The following is an 18,587-nucleotide window of genomic DNA, read 5'->3' on the forward strand; positions in this document are numbered from 1 at the left end:
CTCTTCCAGAGAGACGGAGAACCCCCGGTGCCGGTTCCGTTCGCCGCCCTCGCCGACCCGGCCGCGGCGCGGACGGCAAACTGCCCGGTCGGCTCCGGCGGTTGGCCGGCCCCGGATCACGGCGCGGGCTGGAAGCTCGCGAACGCCTGGTCCCTGGCCTGGGAGTTGGCCGGGGCGGCCCAGTCCGCGTCCGGCGTGGTCCAGTAGATCGCGTAGCCGTACTTCGCCGGGCTGCCGGTCACGAAGCCGCGGTTGAGCGAGTGCGTCTTCGGCGTGCCGTTGGTCCACTCCCAGTCGGCCGCGTTGCTCCACTGCCGGTAGTTGACGGCCGCGAGGTTCATGCGCTGGTAGTTGGTCACCTGGCCGCGCAGGCCGGGCTCGGCCTCCTGCCAGTCGGCCAGGGCGCTCGGGTCGGGGCTGGTGGTCCACTCGATCCGCAGCGTGCTGCCGTTGCCCTGGAAGGTCCGGCGGGTGGCCTCGGAGCCGGTCTGCTGGAGCCAGTCCGGCAGCACGACGGAGAAGCCGGACGAGTCCTTGAACAGGTGGTACCCGGCCGGGGCCGGCTGGGCCGCGCTCGGCGTGGCGGCCGGGGTCTGGGCCGGGGCCGGGGTCTGGGCCGGGGCCGGCGTCGCCGCCGGGGCCGGCGCCTGGCCCGCGGGGGTCGTCGCCGCGGTGGCCGGGGCCTGCGGCGGGGCCGCCTCGGTGACGGCCGGGGCGGGCTCGGCCGCCGGCGTGGTCGGCGCGGCGGCGGTCGGCGTCGGAGCCCCGCTCGGCGTCGCCTCCGTGCCGGTCGCGACCGGCGAGGTCGCGCCCGCGCCGTGCGCCGTGCCGCCGTCCGAGCCGCCGACGGCCTTCACGACCGCGACGATCCCGGCGATCAGCAGCAGCACCAGGACGATCGTCACCACGGCCAGCCGCCGCCGGCCCTTGCGCGGGTCGGCGCCCGCCGCCTGCGTCGCGCCCAGCGTCCACTCGCTGGTAACCGGCCGGATCGGCTCGGTCTCCGGCGCCGCGGGCCGGGCCGGCTCCGCCGCGGGGACGACCACGGGGACGACCGCCGGGGCGGCCGCGGGCTCCTGGTCCTTCGCCTTGCTGCCGACCCGGACGGTCCCGAGCAGCCCGCCGATCGTCCGCTTCGCGGTGCCGTCGGGGGACGGCGGCTCCTCGGCCTTCTCGGATGCCTTCTCAGAGGCCTTCCCCGTCGGAGCCGGAGCCTGGGCCGCAGCCGCCGCTCCGGCGGCCGACGCGACCGGCATCGCGTGCTCGGTCGTCGACTCGGCCTTGGCGGTGGCCTCGGCGACGACCCGCTTGAGCATCGACCGGGTCTGCGAGGCGTCCAGCCGGTCGGCCGGGTCCTTCTCCAGCAGCCCCTCGATCACCGGCAGCAGCGCCCCGGCGTTCTTCGGCGTGACGAGTTCCTCGGTCATCACCGCCGTCAGGGTGGCCAGCGCCGACCCGCGGTCGTACGGCGGCCGGCCCTCCACCATCGCGTACAGCGTGCCGCCCAGCGACCACAGGTCGGCCGGCGGCCCGGGCTTCTGCCCACGCGCGCGCTCGGGGGATATGTACGAGGGCGCGCCGACCAGCATGCCGGTCGAGGTCACCGAGGCGTCGCCCTCCACGCTGGCGATGCCGAAGTCGGTGAGCACCACCCGGCCGTCCTCGCCGATCAGCACGTTCGACGGCTTCACGTCCCGGTGCAGGATGCCCAGCGCGTGCGCGGCGCTCAGCACGCCCAGCACGTCGAGCGCGATCTCGGCGGCCCGGGCGGGCGCCAGCGGCCCATCCTCCTTGATGACGTCGGCCAGCGAGCGGGACTCCACCAGCTCCATGACGATCCACGGCCGGTCGTCCTCCTCGACCACGTCGAAGACGGTGACCGCCGAGCTGTGCCGGATCCGCGCGGTGGCCTTGGCCTCGCGCAGCGTCCGGACGATCAGCCGGTGCTTCTCCTCCTCCTCGACGCTGGCGTTCATGCGCAGTTCCTTCACCGCGACAATCCGGCCCAGCATCTCGTCCTCGGCGCGCCAGACGGTGCCCATACCGCCGCGCCCGAGCACCGCGTCCAGCCGGTAGCGTCCGGCCAGGAGTCGGCCGGTGGAACCCTGCGCCTGGGTCATTCGGAACGTTCCCCCATGTGCTGCTGGCGGTCGAGGTGACGGCGCGTCGGCCCGGCGTCTGGGCTCGAACGCCAAGCCTCCATCATCCCCTGTCCACCGGCCCCGCGACCACCCGGCCCCCGGTCCGGGATCCGACGGCCCGCAACAACCCCGGCTCTCCGTGCCCGATCTGTGATCGAAAACTCGCCAAGATTCGTCCCGAACACTGTTACGGTGCGGCAGCTCACCGTCTTTTCCGGGGGGATCCGACACCCATGACCGCACCCGCCTGGGGCACTGACGAACAGTCGGGCCGACCGCGAACGGCCCAGCACTACACGGTCGCACCGGCCGTCGGCGCCCCGGAGGGCTACGTCGCGCCGGGAATGCCGGGTGTCCCGGTGGCCGGATACGAACCCGTCGCCCCCGCCGCCCGCCTCCGGCGCCCCCGCCGACGGCGGGTCGGACTCGCCGTCAGCGTCGCGGTCGCCGCGATGCTCCTCGGCGCCCTCGCCTGCGGCTGCGCGCCGCTGCGGGCCGCGGACAGCGTGGGCTGGCTGGCCATCGCCCCCGCGGCCGCCGTCTCCTGGCCGCTCGGCCGGCTCGGCGGCCGCAGCCGGGTGCTGCCCCTGCTGGGCGCGCTGCTCGCGGCCGGCGCGCTGTTCCTCGGCCAGTTACTCCTCCAGGGCCGCGAACTGCGCGCCCGGGGCCTGTCCGGCGCCCCGCTGCGCGCCTTCGTCCACGACGTCCTGGCCGCGTGGCGCGCCGACCTGCGCCCGCTGGACCTCGTCTTCTACGGCATCGCCCTGGTCGGCGGCGTCATCCTCACCCGCCGCACCGCCACCCGCGGCTGACGGGAACGCCGAGGGCCCCCGTCGTTCGCACGGCGGGGGCCCTCGGCGGCGTCAGGCTCAGCGGTGGTCGAGCGCCGGGTTGACGGTGACCTCGACCCGCTGGAACTCCTTGAGCTCCGTGTAGCCGGTGGTGGCCATCGCGCGGCGCAGCGCGCCGAACAGGTTCATGGTGCCGTCCGGGGTGTGCGACGGACCGGTGAGGATCTCCTCGGTGGTGCCGACGGTGCCGAGGTCCACCCGCTTGCCGCGCGGCAGCTCCTCGTGGACGGCCTCCATGCCCCAGTGGAAGCCCTTGCCGGGCGCGTCGGTGGCGCGGGCCAGCGCGGCGCCGATCATGACCGCGTCGGCGCCGCAGGCGACGGCCTTCGGGATGTCGCCGCTGTAGCCGACGCCGCCGTCCGCGATCACGTGCACGTAGCGGCCGCCGGACTCGTCCATGTAGTCGCGGCGGGCGGCGGCCACGTCCGCGACGGCGGTGGCCATCGGCACCTGGATGCCGAGCACGTTGCGGGTGGTGTGGGCGGCGCCGCCGCCGAAGCCGACCAGCACGCCGGCCGCGCCGGTGCGCATGAGGTGCAGCGCGGCGGTGTACGTGGCGCAGCCGCCGACGATGACCGGGACGTCCAGCTCGTAGATGAACTGCTTGAGGTTCAGCGGCTCGGCGGCGCTGGAGACGTGCTCGGCCGAGACGGTGGTGCCGCGGATGACGAAGACGTCGACGCCGGCGTCCACGACGGCCTTGGAGAACTCGGCGGTGCGCTGCGGCGAGAGCGCGGCGGCGGTGACCACGCCGGACTCGCGGACCTCGTGGATCCGCTGCTTGATCAGCTCGGCGCGGATCGGCGCGGCGTAGATCTCCTGGAGGCGGCGGGTGGCGACGGCCTCGTCGGTGATCGAGGCGATCTCGTCGAGCAGCGGCTGCGGGTCCTCGTAGCGGGTCCACAGGCCTTCCAGGTTCAGCACGCCCAGGCCGCCGAGGCGGCCGATGGCGATGGCCTGCTGCGGCGAGACCACGCTGTCCATCGGGGCGGCCAGGAACGGCAGCTCGAAGCGGTAGGCGTCGATCTGCCAGGCGATCGAGACCTCCTTCGGGTCCCGGGTACGGCGGCTGGGGACGACGGCGATGTCGTCGAAGGCGTACGCCCGGCGGCCGCGCTTGCCTCGCCCGATCTCGATCTCAGTCACTTCGAGCCCTTCTGCTGTGTTGCTCATGCCCGCCGGGTCACCCCGGCCGCCCCCAGTATCCCGCACGGGTGGTGCGCACGCCCCGACGGCCCGGCCCGCGGACACGACCGAGGGGCCCGCCACCGTGGTCGGCGACGGGCCCCTCGGGGGTGCGGACGATCAGCGCGAGGAGTAGTTCGGCGCCTCGACGGTCATCTGGATGTCGTGCGGGTGGCTCTCCTTGAGGCCCGCCGCGGTGATGCGCACGAAGCGGCCCTTGCTCTCCATCTCGGCGATGCTGGCGGCGCCCACGTAGCCCATGGTCTGGCGCAGACCGCCGACGAGCTGGTGCAGCACGGCCGACAGCGGGCCGCGGTACTGCACCTGGCCCTCGATGCCCTCGGGGACGAGCTTGTCGTCCGAGGCCACCTCGGCCTGGAAGTAGCGGTCCTTGGAGTACGAGCGGCCCTGGCCGCGGGACTGCATGGCACCCAGCGAGCCCATGCCGCGGTAGGACTTGTACTGCTTGCCGTTGATGAACAGCAGCTCGCCCGGGGACTCCTCGCAGCCGGCCAGCAGCGAGCCGAGCATGACGGTGTCGGCACCGGCGGCGAGCGCCTTGCCGATGTCGCCGGAGTACTGCAGGCCGCCGTCGCCGATGACCGGCACGCCGGCCGCCTGGCAGGCCTGGGCGGCCTCGTAGATCGCGGTGATCTGCGGGACGCCGATGCCGGCGACCACGCGGGTGGTGCAGATCGAGCCCGGGCCCACGCCGACCTTGACGCCGTCCACGCCGGCGTCGATCAGCGCCTGGGCGCCGTCGCGGGTGGCGACGTTGCCGCCGACCACGTCGATCTTGACGGCCGACTTGATCTTCTCGATCCAGGCCAGCGCGTTGTGGCTGTGGCCGTGCGAGGTGTCGACGACCAGGAAGTCCACGCCGGCCGCGACCAGGGCCTGGGCCCGGTCGAACGCCTCGGCGCTGGCGCCCACGGCGGCGCCGACCAGCAGACGGCCCTCGGCGTCCTTGGCGGCGTTCGGGTACTTCTCGGCCTTGACGAAGTCCTTGACGGTGATCAGGCCCTTGATCCGGCCCTCGTCGTCGACCAGCGGCAGCTTCTCGATCTTGTGGCGGCGCAGCAGCGCCATCGCGTCCTCGCCCGAGATGCCGACCTTGCCGGTGATCAGCGGCATCGGGGTCATGATCTCGCGGACCTGGCGGCTGCGGTCCGACTCGAAGGCCATGTCGCGGTTGGTGACGATGCCGAGCAGCTTGCCCGCCTCGTCGGCGACCGGCACGCCGGAGATGCGGAACTTGGCGCACAGGGCGTCGGCCTCGCCCAGGGTGGTCAGCGGGCCGACCGTGATCGGGTCGGTGACCATGCCGGACTCGGAGCGCTTCACCAGGTCGACCTGGTTGGCCTGGTCCTCGACCGACAGGTTCCGGTGCAGGACGCCGACGCCGCCCTGGCGGGCCATGGCGATCGCCATCCGGGCCTCGGTGACCTTGTCCATCGCGGCGGAGAGCAGCGGGATGTTGACGCGCACGTTCCGGGAGACCCGCGAGGAGGTGTCGACCTGGTTCGGCAGCACCTCGGAGGCCCCGGGCAGCAGCAGGACGTCGTCGAACGTGAGCCCGAGCATGGCGAACTTCTCGGGTACGCCTGCGGCGTTGTAAGACATTTCGGGGGTACCTTCCGTGGCCGGCCTTTTGATCCGCACACGCCCTGAGGGTGGGGACGCGTTCATCGCTCACTCGCGCAGACCGCCGAAAGCCGGGTGGACTTTGGAGGATCCTCCAGGGGAACCCCGTTCGCACCCGTGAAACTTTGGCAACCTGCCCAGGCGCCGATACCCCATGGTACTGGCACCGGGATCGTGGTCCTCGTGTGCCCTTGACAACACCCGCCGCCCGTGAGCCATTCCGGCCACTCCCGGGGACAGGGTCAGGAGGACTCCTCCGCGAGCGCCCGCAGCCGGCTCAGGGCCCGGTGCTGCGCCACCCGGACGGCCCCCGGCGACATCCCCAGCACCTCGCCGGTCTCCTCGGCGGACAGCCCGGCCGCCACCCGCAGCAGCACCAGCTCGCGCTGACGGGCCGGCAGGTTGGAGAGCAGTTCCTTGGCCCAGGCCGCGTCACTGCTCAGCAGCGCCTGCTCCTCCGGGCCGAGGGCCTCGTCCGGCACCTCCGGCAGGTCGTCCTGCGGGACCACCGTCGAGGCGGGCCCGCGCATCGCGGCCCGCTGCAGGTCGGCGATCTTGTGCGCGGCGATGCCGTAGACGAAGGCCTCGAACGGCCGCCCCTGGTCCTTGTACCGCGGCAGCGCGCACAGCACGGCGACGCACACCTCCTGCGCGATGTCGTCCACGTGGTGCCGGGCCCCGCCGGGCAGCCGGACCAGCCGGCCCCGGCAGTACCGCAGCGCCAGCGGGTGGACGTACGCGAGCAGCGCGTCGATGGCCGGGCCCTCGCCACGGACGGCGGCCGCGACCAGCTCGCCCACCAGCGGCGACCCGCCGCCCCCGAGCACGGGCGGACGGTCGGGGCCGACGTCACCGCCGGCGGCCGCACCCGCCCGGCCCGTTCCGGCGTACGACGGATCGGAACCCGGACCGGAGGGCTCGGCCTCCACCGGGTCCGCCTGGTCGGCCGCACCGGCGACGTCGTCACGCATCGGTCCATGGTGCCTGGTCGAACGGGAAAACGCGGCACCGCGTCCGGAGTTGTGCACCGGAACGTTATGCGCTGCGGTACCGCGCGGCGTGCCGCCGCGCACCACCGGCCCCTCCTGCACCGTGCCGCCTCCCGCCCCGCCGCCGTCGGTGGTCCCGTCCGCCGCGCCGTCCGCCGAGTGTCCTGCGGCTGCGTGGTTCGCCGCAGTGCCTGTCCGCTGGTCCCCGAGGTGCTCCACCACTCCATGGTGCAACCTCGGGACCGCGACGTCACACGCCCGTGCGGCACCCGTTCCCGGAAACACCGGCGGCGCGCCTGGGCCGGCGGCGCCGCCTGCGGTCAGCGGACCAGGCCCCAGCGGAAACCCAGCGCCACCGCGTGGGCGCGGTCCGAGGCCCCGAGCTTCTTGAACAGGCGCCGGGCGTGGGTCTTGACGGTGTCCTCGGAGAGGAACAGCTCGCGGCCGATCTCGGCGTTGCTGCGGCCGTGGCTCATGCCCTCCAGCACCTGGATCTCACGCGCCGTCAGGGTCGGCGCCGCGCCCATGTCGGGGCTGCGCAGCCGGCGCGGGGCGAGCCGCCAGGTCGGGTCGGCGAGGGCCTGGGTGACGGTGGCCCGCAGCTCGGCGCGCGAGGCGTCCTTGTGCAGGTACCCGCGGGCGCCGGCGGCGACCGCGAGGGCGACGCCGTCGAGGTCCTCGGCGACGGTGAGCATGATGATGCGCGCGCCCGGGTCGGCGGACAGCAGCCGCCGGACCGTCTCGACCCCGCCGAGGCCGGGCATCCGGACGTCCATCAGCACGAGATCGGAGCGGTCCGCCACCCAGCGGCGGAGGACCTCCTCCCCGTTCGTCGCGGTGGTGACCCGGTCCACACCGGGTACGGTCGCGACGGCGCGGCGAAGCGCCTCGCGGGCGAGCGGGGAATCGTCGCAAACGAGAACGGAAGTCATGACCGTCGTCCTCCGCAGCTGATCCGCGTCACGTTGAGCCTCCTGGCTGGTACGAACCTCTCCGACACGGCCGATCGGCGACAGAGCCCGTGCTGATCGCCTCAACTTCCCCGCGATCGTTCCCGACGTCCGGCGCCCGCTAACCGCCTCCGCACTTCCAACGACCGTCACTCGAATGAGTTACGGCCTTCAGGGCCATCTCCACCACTGTACGTGGCCAACCCGTTACCGATCAGCCGCATCGCGGTGCACACGCCGCACTTTTGTGCAGCTCGCGCGCGGTCGGCGTGCGACCCGCACACCGGTGCGGGGCTCCGTGCGCCCCTCGGGCCACCCGATTGCCACGTCCACGTCTGCGGAAGTCCATGCCCACTTCGCCCGTTTTTATAGCTTTCGTATGGTCATTGACTGTTGTGCCACTCTGTGGGTGACTTGTCCATGGAGTTGCCTTAAGTCATATTTCCAGGTGTCCACACCAGTGCATCGACGCCCCGCCACGCCCGCAGCGAGCTCCGCTCGGGCCGGCCCGCGGCCGACGAGCCTCTGAAGGGAATGAGCCATGGCAGATTTCTCCCGCCTCCCCGGTCCCAACGCGGACCTCTGGGACTGGCAGCTCTCCGCAGCCTGCCGTGGCGTGGACAGCTCGCTCTTCTTCCACCCCGAGGGCGAACGCGGGGCCGCGCGGAGCTCGCGCGAGGCCAGCGCCAAGGAGGTCTGCACGCGCTGCCCCGTGATCGCCGAGTGCGCGGCGCACGCACTGGCGGTCCGCGAGCCGTACGGCGTCTGGGGCGGGATGACCGAGGACGAGCGCGAGGAGCTGCTCGGCCGCTCGCGGCACCGGCTGGTGGAGGTCCCACTGGTCGCGCCGACGGTCGCCCGGCATTAGCGCCACGCCGCCGCCGCGCCGTGAAGAAACGTTTCTTCGCGGCGCTTCAGGCCCTCCAGCCCGGTGACCCTGCGTCAGTGGACCCCGGCGGCCCCCGCGAGCCGCTCCAGCATCAGCGCCACGGCCGGCACCTCGGCCAGGTCCGGCAGGGTCAGTGCGACCACCTGCCGCACCGCCGGCGCCCCCGAGGCCGTCCGCACCGGCGCCGTCGACACCCCGTCAGGCCGCACCGACTCCAGCGCCAGCCGCGGCAGCACCGCCACCCCCAGCCCGGCCGCCACCAGGCCGACCACCGCCGGGTAGTCGTCCGTCGCGAAGTCGATCCGGGGCTCGAAGCCCGCCCCGGCGCACAGCTCCACCAGGTGCCCGCGGCACTGCGGGCAGCCCGCGATCCACTGCTCCCCCGCCAGCTCGGCCAGCTCCACCGCGCCGCCGCGCCCCGCCAGCGGGTGCGCGGCCGGCAGCAGGCCCACCAGCGGGTCGTCCAGCAGCGGCGTGACCACCAGGTCGGACCAGTCGGTGCCGGCGCTCAGCTGCTGCGCCTCCAGGTTCGCCTCGGCCCGCGCCTCGCGCGGCGTGCCGTGCGCGGGCACCGGCAGGACGGCGGCGCCCTCGGACTGCGGGTAGCGGAAGGCCAGCGCGATCTCGCACTCGCCGCCGCGCAGCATCGCCAGCGACTCCGGCGGCTCCGCCTCGACCAGCGACACGCGCACCCCCGGATGGGTGTCCCGCAGGCGGGCGACGGCGGGCGGCACCAGGGTGGAACTCGCGGTGGGGAAGGACACCAGCCGCACCCGTCCGGCCCGCAACCCGGCGATGGCCGCGACCTCCTCCTCGGCCGCCGACAGCCCGGCCAGGATCCCGGTGGCGTGCTTGAGGAGCACCCGTCCGGCCTCGCTCAGCTGCATGCCCCGGCCCGAACGGACCACCAGCGGGGTGTCCACGGACTTCTCCAGGGCCTTCATCTGCTGGCTGATGGCGGGCTGCGTGCAGCCCAGCTCGCGGGCGGCGGCGGAGAAGGAGCCGGTGCGGGCGACGGCACGCAGGACGCGCAGGTGGCGGGCCTCGATCATGCCTCAGTTATAAGGCAATCTTTGCCGAAGACAAAATTCCACTGATAGTTGAGTCTTCAAGCGGAATCCAGGCCCTGGCCCGAACGCCGGAGGCCCGGCCCGCCTCCCAGGATGGGGGCGGACCGGGCCTCCGGTCTACTTCAGGGGCCTCAGTGCGAGTGGCCGTGGCCACCGTGCGAGTGACCGTGACCGGCCTCGGCGGCCTCCTCCTTCTTCTCCACCACGAGGGTCTCGGTGGTGAGCAGCAGCGAGGCGATCGAGGCGGCGTTCTCCAGGGCGGAGCGGGTGACCTTGACCGGGTCGATGACGCCGGCCTTCACCAGGTCGCCGTACTCGCCGGTGGCCGCGTTGTAGCCCTGGCCGGCCTCCAGCTCGGCGACCTTGGAGGTGATGACATAGCCCTCCAGGCCGGCGTTCTGGGCGATCCAGCGCAGCGGCTCGTGCAGCGCCTTGCGGACCACGGCGACACCGGTGGCCTCGTCGCCCGACAGGCCCAGGCCGCCGTCCAGCACCTTGGCGGCGTGCACCAGGGAGGCGCCACCGCCGGCGACGATGCCCTCCTCGACCGCGGCACGGGTCGCCGAGATGGCGTCCTCCAGGCGGTGCTTGCGCTCCTTCAGCTCCACCTCGGTGGCGGCGCCGACCTTGATGACGCAGACGCCGCCGGCCAGCTTGGCCAGGCGCTCCTGCAGCTTCTCGCGGTCCCAGTCGGAGTCGGTGCCGGCGATCTCGCCCTTGATCTGGGCGACGCGGCCGGCCACGGCCTCGGCGTCGCCGGCGCCCTCGACGATCGTGGTCTCGTCCTTGGTGATGGTCACGCGGCGGGCGCTGCCCAGCACGTCCAGACCGGCCTGGTCGAGCTTGAGGCCGACCTCCTCGGAGATCACGGTGCCGCCGGTCAGGGTGGCCAGGTCGCCGAGGATCGCCTTGCGGCGGTCGCCGAAGCCCGGGGCCTTGACGGCGACGGCGTTGAAGATGCCGCGGATCTTGTTCAGGACCAGGGTCGACAGCGCCTCGCCGTCGACGTCCTCGGCGATGATCAGCAGCGGCTTGGAGGCACCGCCCTGCAGGATCTTCTCCAGCAGCGGCAGCAGCTCCTGGATCGAGGAGATCTTGCCCTGGTGGATCAGGATGTACGGGTCCTCCAGGACCGCCTCCTGCCGCTCCGCGTCGGTGACGAAGTACGGCGACAGGTAGCCCTTGTCGAACTGCATGCCCTCGGTGAACTCGAGCTCCACGCCGAAGGTGTTCGACTCCTCGACGGTGATGACACCGTCCTTGCCGACCTTGTCGATCGCCTCGGCGATCAGCTCGCCGACCTGGGTGTCCTGGGCGGAGAGGGACGCGACGGCGGCGACGTCGTCCTTGCCCTCGATCTCGCGGGCCACCGAGAGCAGGTGCTCGGAGACGGCGGCGACGGCCTTGTCGATGCCCTTCTTCAGGGCGGCCGGGCCGGCGCCGGCGGCGACGTTGCGCAGACCCTCGTTGACCAGGGCCTGGGCCAGCACGGTGGCGGTGGTGGTGCCGTCGCCCGCGACGTCGTTGGTCTTGGTGGCGACCTCCTTGACGAGCTGCGCGCCAAGGTTCTCGTACGGGTCGTCCAGCTCGACCTCACGGGCGATGGTGACACCGTCGTTGGTGATGGTCGGGGCGCCGAACTTCTTGTCGATGACGACGTTGCGGCCCTTGGGGCCGATGGTCACCTTGACGGTGTCGGCCAGCTTGTTGACACCGCGCTCCAGCGAGCGGCGGGCGTCCTCGTCGAACTGCAGGATCTTCGCCATGTTCCCTATTCCCTCGGGGCTGCGGCCGGCCCACCGGCCGCCGAACTACGTGAACCAACAACCACGCCCCGGGCCCCTGTCACTTGGGACACGGATCCGGGGCGGGTCGGAACGACTTACTTCTCGATGATGGCGAGAACGTCGCGGGCGGAGAGGACGAGGTACTCCTCGCCCTGGTACTTCACCTCGGTGCCGCCGTACTTCGAGTACAGGACGATGTCACCGACGGCGACGTCGAGCGGCAGACGCTGGCCGTCCTCGAAGCGGCCCGGGCCGACGGCCAGGACGACGCCCTCCTGGGGCTTCTCCTTGGCGGTGTCCGGGATAACCAGGCCGGAGGCCGTGGTGGTCTCGGCGTCGAGCGGCTGGACCACGATGCGGTCCTCGAGCGGCTTGATGGCAACCTTGCTGCTGGTGGTCACGTCCGAGCTCCCCTTCGGAGATTACGGGGTTTTCTAACGGGTAAGGGGCGAACCTGCGGACCTGCCGTCGCGGGGGTCAGGCACGCTTCTTCGCGTTAGCACTCCCCCGGTGGAGAGTGCCAAGGACGACCATAGGCCCGTGTTAGCACTCAGTCAACCAGAGTGCCAACGACGCGCCCCGCCGTCCCGGCCGGCGGACGCCCGGGCCCACCCGGTCCCGGTCCGGCGCGGCCGCCGGGGAACCGACCACCACCTGCCCCGACCGGCGAGAATGGCCCCGTGGACACCGAGAACCTCCAGCCGCTGCTGACCCCCGAGGGCCAGGACCTGCTCGCCGCGCTGCGCGAGTTCACACCCGAGGAGGAGCTCGCGCTGGCCACCCGGCTGCGGCGCGAGCACCCGGCCGACCTGGTGTCGGCGGCGTTCGGGCAGGCGCGGCTGCGCCAGCGCGCCCGCGCGAAGTTCGGGGCGGACGCCGACCTGATGTACTTCACGCCCAACGGCGTCGAGCAGTCCACCCGGCGCAGCGTCGCCGAGTGGCGCGCGCAGCGCTTCGCCGGGCTCGGGGTGCGCCGGCTCGCCGACCTGTGCTGCGGGATCGGCGGGGACGTCCTGGCGCTGGCCCGGGCCGGGATCGAGGTGCTGGCCGTCGACCGGGACCCGGCCGCCTGCGCGGCCACCGCCGCCAACGCCGCCGCGCTGGGCCTCACCGACCTGGTCGAGGTGCGCTGCGCGGACGTCGCCGACGTGGACGTCACCGGCTACGACGCGGTGTTCACCGACCCGGCGCGGCGCACGGCGCGCGGCCGGGTGTTCGACCCGGAGGCGTACGCCCCCCCGCTCTCCTGGGCGATCGAGGCCGGCCGCCGGACCCCGGTCGGCGCCCTGAAGGTCGCGCCGGGCATCCCGCACGACGCCGTCCCCGAGGACGCCGAGGCCGAATGGGTCTCCGACCACGGGGACGTCAAGGAGGCGGTGCTCTGGTTCGGCACCAAGGCCGCCCACCCGCACCGCGCGACCCTGCTGCCGCACGCCGCGAGCCTCACCGGCGGCGACCTGCCCGACCCCGCGGCCGGGCCGGTCGGCCGCTACCTGTACGAGCCGGACGGCGCCGTGATCCGCGCCCACCTGGTGGCCGAGGTGGCCGAGCAGGTGGGCGGGCGGCTGATCGACCCGAAGATCGCCTACCTGACCTCGGACGAGCTGGTCCCCACGCCGTACGCGCACGCCTTCGAGCTGACCGACGTGCTGCCCTTCCACATCAAGAAGCTGAAGGCCCTGCTGCGCGAGCGCGGGGTCGGCACGGTGGTGATCAAGAAGCGCGGGATGGCGATCACCCCGGAGGAACTGCGCCGCCAGCTCAAGCCCTCCGGGCCGAACTCCGTCACGGTCATCCTCAGCCGCACGGACGACGGCCCGCTGATGATGCTCGGTCAGCCGGTCTGAGCGGCCGGGCCCCGAGTCGGACCGGAGGACCGGTCGGCTACGCGGGCGGCTGGACGTAGTCGTCCAGCCGGGCCACCGAGAAGCCCTGTTCCTGGATCCGGGCCAGCAGTTCGCCGAACATCTGGGTCATCGTGGCGCCCTTGAGCTCCTTCGGGCCGCGGAAGTGGGCCAGGATGATGTCGCCGGGCTTCAGTTTCTTGTCCCCCGACTGGTACTGCATGTCGTGGATCTGCATCGACTCGCGCCACAGCACGATCGCCCGCGGACCGCACTCCTGCACCGAGGTGTTGAGCGTCGGCGTGTTGGCGCCGTCCCCGAACGGCGGGCGGAACAGCAGCGGCGCGGTGCCGTACTGCTGGGTGAGCGCGGCCTGGTCGTCGCAGATCTCGGACTTCTGCTTCTCCGGCGAGAGCTTGCTCATCACCGGGTGGGTGACGGTGTGGTTCTGGATGTGGTTGCCGAGCGCCTGGAGCGGCTTGAAGTAGCCGTAGTCGTTCTTGACGATGTCCTTGGTCAGGAACATCGTGATCGGCACCTTGAGGTCGGTCAGCATCTCGACGAACTTCGGGTCCTTCTCGGCGCCGTCGTCGATGGTGACGAAGACGACCTTGTCGCTCGTCTTCACCTCGCTGAACACCGGCACGGTGCCGGTCCGTTCGAGCTTGATCGGCTTGTCGGCGGGCGGCGCGGGGGCCGGGGCCAGCGGCTTGAGGTTCCACTTCGCCCAGGCCGCGTCGCCCGCGGCCTGGGACGCCGCGGGCGTGCTCGCCGCGGCGGTCGGCGCGGCGCCGCCGGGGGGCTGGCCCCCGGCCGGGGCCGTGCTCGTGGGTGCCGGGGCGGCCGCGCCGTCCCCGTTGCCGCCGCACCCGGTGGCGAGGGCCAGCAGGGCCAACGCCCCCGCCGCGCACGCCTTGGTCCTGTTCCGCCCGTCCTGCTTCACCGCACCGCGCTCCTGGTCCCGTCCACCGTTTCTCAGCTATGCACGGTAGCGGCCGGGCGGGCGGTTCCCGGACCGCCCTACTCGACGTGCTCGCTGACGAAGGACCAGCGGTGCACCGGACGGCCGAGCAGTTCGGCCGGCGGCTCGGCGACGGGCACCGGCTCGCCGCTCCACCAGGCGATCAGCAGCACGCGCCCGCCGGGGGCGCCGAACAGTTCGAGGCGCTCCAGCCCGGCCGAGCCGCGCAGCGCCGGGATCGCCGTCTCCCGTGCCCAGGACGCGAGTCCGGCCCCGCGACCGTCGGCCGCGCGGGCCTCCCACATCATGGCGACGGTCACGCGGCACCGCCGCCGAGGGCCTCGTACGCCTGGCCGTGGACGTCGCCGTGGTGGTGGTCCGCGGCCGGAACGTGGACGTCGGTGACGGGCAGCGAGGAGTCCGCCGACAGGTCGAAGGCGGACGGCGCGCGGTCGCGCCACACCATCTCGGAGCCCAGCGCGGCCACCATCGCGCCGTTGTCGGTGCACAGCCCCGGGCGCGGCACCCGCAGCCGGATCCCGGCCCGGTCGCAGCGCTGCTGGGCCATCTCGCGCAGCCGCGAGTTGGCCGCGACCCCGCCACCGATCATCAGGTGGTCGACGCCGTTGTCCCTGCACGCCTTGACGGCCTTGCGGGTGAGCACGTCGGTGACCGCCTCCTGGAAGGACGCCGCCACGTCGGCGATCGGCACCTCCTCGCCGGCCCGGCGCTTGGCCTCCACCCAGCGGGCGACGGCGGTCTTCAGGCCGGAGAAGGAGAAGTCGTACGCGGGGTCGTTCCTGCTGCTCAGCCCGCGCGGGAAGTCGATCGCCTTGGGGTCGCCCTCGCGGGCCGTGCGGTCGACGATCGGGCCGCCGGGGAAGCCCAGGCCGAGCACCCGGGCCACCTTGTCGAAGGCCTCGCCGGCCGCGTCGTCGATGGTCGCGCCGAGCGGGCGGACGTCGGTCGTGATGTCCTCGCTGAGCAGCAGCGAGGAGTGCCCGCCGGAGACCAGCAGCGCCATCGTGGGCGAGGGCAGCCGGCCGTGCTCCAGCTGGTCGACGCAGATGTGCGAGGCGAGGTGGTTGACCCCGTACAACGGCTTGTCCAGCGCCCAGGCGTACGCCTTCGCGGCACTGACGCCGACCAGCAGCGCGCCGGCCAGGCCGGGGCCCGCCGTCACGGCGATGCCGTCGAGGTCGCTCGCCTTGACCCCGGCGGTGTCCAGGGCACGCTGGATGGTCGGCACCATCGCCTCGAGGTGGGCCCGGCTGGCGATCTCCGGGACGACGCCGCCGAAGCGGGCGTGGTCGTTGACGCTGGAGGCGACCGCGTCGGCCAGCAGCGTGGTGCCGCGCACGATGCCGACGCCGGTCTCGTCGCAGGAGGTCTCGATGCCGAGGACGAGCGGTTCGTCAGCCATGGCGGGTGTCCTCAATGTCCTTCGGGTCGGTGCTGTCGGTGCTGGGGTGGTCGAGGCGCATCACCAGCGCGTCGACGTTGGCGGGCTGGTAGTAGCCGCGCCGGATGCCCACCGGCTGGAAGCCGTGGCGCTCGTACAGCCGCTGGGCGCGCGGGTTGTCCACCCGCACCTCCAGCAGCAGTTCGGCGCAGCCGCGCCGGGCGGACTCCCGGATCAGGTCGGTGAGCAGCGCCGCGCCGAGGCCGGCGCCCTGGTGGCGCCCGTCGACGGCGATGGTCTGGACGTCGCCCTCGCCGGCGATCGCCATGAGTCCGGCGTAGCCGACGATCGTGCCGTCCGCGGCGGTGGCCACGGTGTAGTGACGGGTGCCGCCGGGGTGGGTCTCGGCCAGCTCGGACCAGTACATCCCGTGGGACCAGGCGTCCTCGGGGAAGAGCCGCAGCTCCAGTTCCATCACCGGCTCGATGTCCCACCAGCGCATCGGGCGCAGGGTGGTGCCGTGGTTCACGCCGGGAGCACCGCCTTGCCCCCCAGAACGGTCTTGTAGGCGGCCGGCACCTGGGCGTCGGGGCGGCGCAGGTACAGCGGGACGTTCGGCAGCAGCTCGCGCCCGGCGGCCAGTTCGGCGGCGGCGAAGCCGGCCAGGGCGCCGGCCGAGACGTGCTCGGGGCCGTGCGCGCCGGGGAAGGCGTCGGGGTAGAGCAGCGCGCCGGCGCCGACCGAGCGCGGCTGCGGCGACAGCTCGGCCGGGCGGTCCACGCCGGGGCCCCCGGTGCGGCGGCCGTCGGCGTCGTAGGAGGCCCAGTAGACCTCCTTGCGGCGCGCGTCGGTGGCCACCGTGAACGGCTGCCCGGCCAGGCCCTCCGCGCGCGCCCGGAACGCGATCGCGTCCAGGGTGCAGACGCCGTGCACCGGCAGGCCCAGCGCGTGGCCGAGCGCGGCGGCGGTCACCAGGCCGACCCGCAGGCCGGTGTACGGGCCGGGGCCGACGCCGACCGCGATGCCGGTGAGCTGGTGCTTGTCGACGCCGGCCGTCCGCAGCACCCGGTCGATGGCGGGCAGGAGCAGCTCGCCGTGGCGCCGGGCGTCGACCTGGTCGGTCTCGGCGAGGACGGCCGTGCCGTCGTGGACGGCGGCGGTGACGGCGGGGGTAGCGGTGTCGAACGCGAGCAGCAGCACGGGTCAAGGTTAGACCGAGGTTGGGCCGACCGACTGATCGAGAGGGCGTACCGGTGCGGAACACACGTCCGAGCCGCTGCGGAGCGGCCCGGGGGACCTGGCACGATTAGGGCGGTACGTACAGCGGACGGCGGCAGGAGCGGCAGTGGCGAAGATGGGTCCTGGAGTGGTGGTCACGGGGCTGACCCTGGGAGCCCTGGCGGTCGTGAGCCTGCTGGCCTTCCAGGCGAACGGTGCCCAGGACCGCGCGGGCGCCGCCCGGCCGACCGCCACCGCGACGGCCGGCGGCCCCGCCACCTCGGCGGCGCCGAGCGTGACCCCGACCCCGACGGCACCGACGCTGCCGGCCTCCTCGGGCACCGGCACCCGGGTCGTCTACTCGGTCTCCAGCCACTACGTGTGGCTGATCGAGCCGAAGAAGAACCCGCAGGTGGTCGCGGCGTTCCCGGTCACCCCGGGCACGGTCGAGCCGACCCCCGGCGCGTACCCGGTGTACAGCCGCACGGCCACCACCACCGGGACCGACGGCAAGCAGATCGAGCACGTGGTGCGCTTCGCGCAGCAGAACGGCGTGGTGTTCGGCTTCAGCGCGGCGGTGGACGGCGCGACGCCGAGCGCCGACCCCAAGGCCAAGACCGGCGGCATCCGCAGCTCCCGCCCGGACGGTCAGCTGCTGTGGGACTTCGCGCCGAAGGACACCAAGGTGGTCGTGGTCGCCTGAGGCGCGTCCGACCCTGAACCCTCCGACCCTGAACCCGTCCGGCCGGACCCGGCCGACCGGCGCCGTCAGGCCGCGCGGGGCGCGTCCGCCTCGGCGTCGTCGGCCCGGCGCGGCGCCGGTTCGGGCGGGGTGGACACCGCCTCGGCCGCGGCGCACGCGGCCAGCAGGGCCCGCATCGGCTCCCCCGGAGCTCGACGGGCGGACTCTCCGGCCCCGGCGGTGCGCACGGCGCGCTCCGGGGCGGGGGTGGTGCTCGACATGGCGCCTCCCTAGTTAGGCAGACCTAACCGCAGCACCCATCCCATCACGCCCGGCGCCCCCCTCGCAACACTTTCCCGACAGCCTGTCGGCAAACGGGCGCCGACACCACCGGCCGACCCGACGGCCCGTCACGCCAGCTTCGCCAGCTCGACGTCCTCCCAGCGCGCCCCGATGCCGGTCAGCAGCACCCGGCGCGGATCGTGGTCGTCGCCGGCGGTGTCGCCGATCGCCCGCTCGATCCGCACCTCCAGACGGTCCTCGGACAGCCGCTCGACCTTGCCCTCGCCCCACTCGACCACGACCACCGACTCCGGCAGCGACACGTCGAGGTCGAGGTCCTCCATCTCGTCCAGGTCGCCGCCCAGCCGGTACGCGTCCACGTGCACCAGGGCCGGACCGCCCACGAGCGACGGGTGGACCCGGGCGATCACGAAGGTCGGCGAGGTCACCGCGCCGCGCACCTGCAGGCCCTCGCCCAGGCCCCGGGTCAGCGTCGTCTTCCCCGCGCCCAGCTCACCCGAAAGGAGCACCAGGTCCCCCGGCCTCAGCAGCGCGGCCAGCTCCCGGCCGAGACGGCCCATCCGCTCCGGGGTGGGGACGGTGAGAGTGGCGTGCGAGCCCATGCGCGTGTCTTGCCCTTCGGTCCGTACCGGGCGCGCCGACCACCGGGCGCCCCCGCTACCGTGCCACAT

19 protein-coding genes are annotated in these 18,587 nt (G+C 73.5%); 4 read left to right on the plus strand and 15 right to left on the minus strand.

The window, feature by feature from the left end:
- Positions 1 to 116: 116 nt before the first annotated feature.
- Positions 117 to 2,120: a serine/threonine-protein kinase gene (locus PUR71_RS15850; protein WP_329927634.1), complete on the minus strand. Its 2,004-nt coding sequence runs from the start codon at positions 2,118 to 2,120 to the stop codon at positions 117 to 119.
- A gap of 254 nt (positions 2,121 to 2,374) precedes the next feature.
- On the opposite strand from PUR71_RS15850, the gene PUR71_RS15855 reads away from it, so the two are divergent.
- Positions 2,375 to 2,953 (plus strand): hypothetical protein, encoded by a 579-nt coding sequence (locus tag PUR71_RS15855; RefSeq protein WP_329927635.1) that lies wholly within the window; start codon positions 2,375 to 2,377, stop codon positions 2,951 to 2,953.
- A gap of 57 nt (positions 2,954 to 3,010) precedes the next feature.
- On the opposite strand, the gene PUR71_RS15860 is transcribed toward PUR71_RS15855, so the two are convergent.
- The 4 genes from PUR71_RS15860 to PUR71_RS15875 form a co-directional block, all read right to left on the minus strand.
- Entirely contained in the window at positions 3,011 to 4,138 is a 1,128-nt protein-coding gene (locus tag PUR71_RS15860) for a GuaB3 family IMP dehydrogenase-related protein (protein WP_329927636.1), read from the minus strand.
- Between the two features lie 159 nt (positions 4,139 to 4,297).
- Complete coding sequence (gene guaB / locus PUR71_RS15865; protein ID WP_329927637.1) at positions 4,298 to 5,800, minus strand: IMP dehydrogenase; 1,503 nt, start codon at positions 5,798 to 5,800, stop codon at positions 4,298 to 4,300.
- A gap of 263 nt (positions 5,801 to 6,063) precedes the next feature.
- Complete coding sequence (shbA, locus tag PUR71_RS15870) at positions 6,064 to 6,792, minus strand: RNA polymerase sigma factor ShbA (RefSeq protein ID WP_329927638.1); 729 nt, start codon at positions 6,790 to 6,792, stop codon at positions 6,064 to 6,066.
- Between the two features lie 338 nt (positions 6,793 to 7,130).
- The gene (locus PUR71_RS15875; RefSeq protein WP_014136228.1) at positions 7,131 to 7,742 is read right to left on the minus strand and encodes a response regulator transcription factor; all 612 of its coding nucleotides are present in this window, start codon (positions 7,740 to 7,742) and stop codon (positions 7,131 to 7,133) included.
- Between the two features lie 559 nt (positions 7,743 to 8,301).
- Between PUR71_RS15875 and PUR71_RS15880 the strand changes: the two genes are divergently transcribed.
- Positions 8,302 to 8,628: a WhiB family transcriptional regulator gene (locus PUR71_RS15880; RefSeq protein WP_329927639.1), complete on the plus strand. Its 327-nt coding sequence runs from the start codon at positions 8,302 to 8,304 to the stop codon at positions 8,626 to 8,628.
- A 74-nt stretch (positions 8,629 to 8,702) separates the two neighbouring features.
- Here the strand turns inward: PUR71_RS15880 and PUR71_RS15885 are convergent, their stop codons facing one another.
- From PUR71_RS15885 to groES, 3 genes are all read right to left on the minus strand, one after another.
- Positions 8,703 to 9,701 carry a LysR family transcriptional regulator gene (locus PUR71_RS15885; RefSeq protein WP_329927640.1) on the minus strand — a complete coding sequence of 333 codons (999 nt, stop codon included), beginning with the start codon at positions 9,699 to 9,701 and terminating at the stop codon, positions 8,703 to 8,705.
- Positions 9,702 to 9,850: 149 nt separating this feature from the next.
- Positions 9,851 to 11,485, minus strand: a complete 1,635-nt coding sequence (gene groL, locus PUR71_RS15890) for a chaperonin GroEL (RefSeq protein WP_329927641.1) — start codon at positions 11,483 to 11,485, stop codon at positions 9,851 to 9,853.
- Positions 11,486 to 11,601: 116 nt separating this feature from the next.
- Complete coding sequence (gene groES / locus PUR71_RS15895; protein WP_014136232.1) at positions 11,602 to 11,907, minus strand: co-chaperone GroES; 306 nt, start codon at positions 11,905 to 11,907, stop codon at positions 11,602 to 11,604.
- Between the two features lie 279 nt (positions 11,908 to 12,186).
- Here groES and PUR71_RS15900 point away from each other — a divergent pair, with 279 nt between their 5' ends.
- Complete coding sequence (locus PUR71_RS15900) at positions 12,187 to 13,353, plus strand: class I SAM-dependent methyltransferase (RefSeq protein ID WP_329927642.1); 1,167 nt, start codon at positions 12,187 to 12,189, stop codon at positions 13,351 to 13,353.
- 37 nt (positions 13,354 to 13,390) lie between these two features.
- Here PUR71_RS15900 and PUR71_RS15905 read toward each other — a convergent pair whose 3' ends face one another.
- The 5 genes from PUR71_RS15905 to tsaB all read right to left on the minus strand — a co-directional run bounded on the left by PUR71_RS15905 (position 13,391) and on the right by tsaB (position 16,913).
- Positions 13,391 to 14,293, minus strand: a complete 903-nt coding sequence (locus PUR71_RS15905) for a polysaccharide deacetylase family protein (protein ID WP_329927643.1) — start codon at positions 14,291 to 14,293, stop codon at positions 13,391 to 13,393.
- A 77-nt stretch (positions 14,294 to 14,370) separates the two neighbouring features.
- Entirely contained in the window at positions 14,371 to 14,631 is a 261-nt protein-coding gene (locus tag PUR71_RS15910) for a hypothetical protein (RefSeq protein ID WP_329927644.1), read from the minus strand.
- Positions 14,628 to 15,734, minus strand: a complete 1,107-nt coding sequence (gene tsaD / locus PUR71_RS15915; protein WP_329927645.1) for a tRNA (adenosine(37)-N6)-threonylcarbamoyltransferase complex transferase subunit TsaD — start codon at positions 15,732 to 15,734, stop codon at positions 14,628 to 14,630. The genes PUR71_RS15910 and tsaD overlap by 4 nt, the downstream gene beginning before the upstream one ends.
- Complete coding sequence (gene rimI, locus PUR71_RS15920) at positions 15,727 to 16,215, minus strand: ribosomal protein S18-alanine N-acetyltransferase (protein WP_329927683.1); 489 nt, start codon at positions 16,213 to 16,215, stop codon at positions 15,727 to 15,729. Before rimI ends, tsaD begins: the two co-directional genes overlap by 8 nt.
- Positions 16,216 to 16,238: 23 nt before the next feature.
- Positions 16,239 to 16,913, minus strand: a complete 675-nt coding sequence (tsaB, locus tag PUR71_RS15925) for a tRNA (adenosine(37)-N6)-threonylcarbamoyltransferase complex dimerization subunit type 1 TsaB (RefSeq protein ID WP_329927646.1) — start codon at positions 16,911 to 16,913, stop codon at positions 16,239 to 16,241.
- Positions 16,914 to 17,067: 154 nt separating this feature from the next.
- On the opposite strand from tsaB, the gene PUR71_RS15930 reads away from it, so the two are divergent.
- The gene (locus PUR71_RS15930; protein WP_329927684.1) at positions 17,068 to 17,634 is read left to right on the plus strand and encodes a hypothetical protein; all 567 of its coding nucleotides are present in this window, start codon (positions 17,068 to 17,070) and stop codon (positions 17,632 to 17,634) included.
- Positions 17,635 to 17,699: 65 nt separating this feature from the next.
- Here the strand turns inward: PUR71_RS15930 and PUR71_RS15935 are convergent, their stop codons facing one another.
- The gene (locus PUR71_RS15935) at positions 17,700 to 17,894 is read right to left on the minus strand and encodes a hypothetical protein (RefSeq protein WP_329927647.1); all 195 of its coding nucleotides are present in this window, start codon (positions 17,892 to 17,894) and stop codon (positions 17,700 to 17,702) included.
- Positions 17,895 to 18,023: 129 nt separating this feature from the next.
- On the minus strand, positions 18,024 to 18,518 hold the full coding sequence (gene tsaE, locus PUR71_RS15940; protein WP_329927648.1) for a tRNA (adenosine(37)-N6)-threonylcarbamoyltransferase complex ATPase subunit type 1 TsaE: 495 nt from the start codon (positions 18,516 to 18,518) through the stop codon (positions 18,024 to 18,026).
- Positions 18,519 to 18,587 lie beyond the last annotated feature (69 nt).

This window comes from Streptomyces sp. SP17BM10 (genome assembly GCF_036322405.1).
Taxonomy (GTDB): Bacteria; Actinomycetota; Actinomycetes; order Streptomycetales; family Streptomycetaceae; genus Kitasatospora.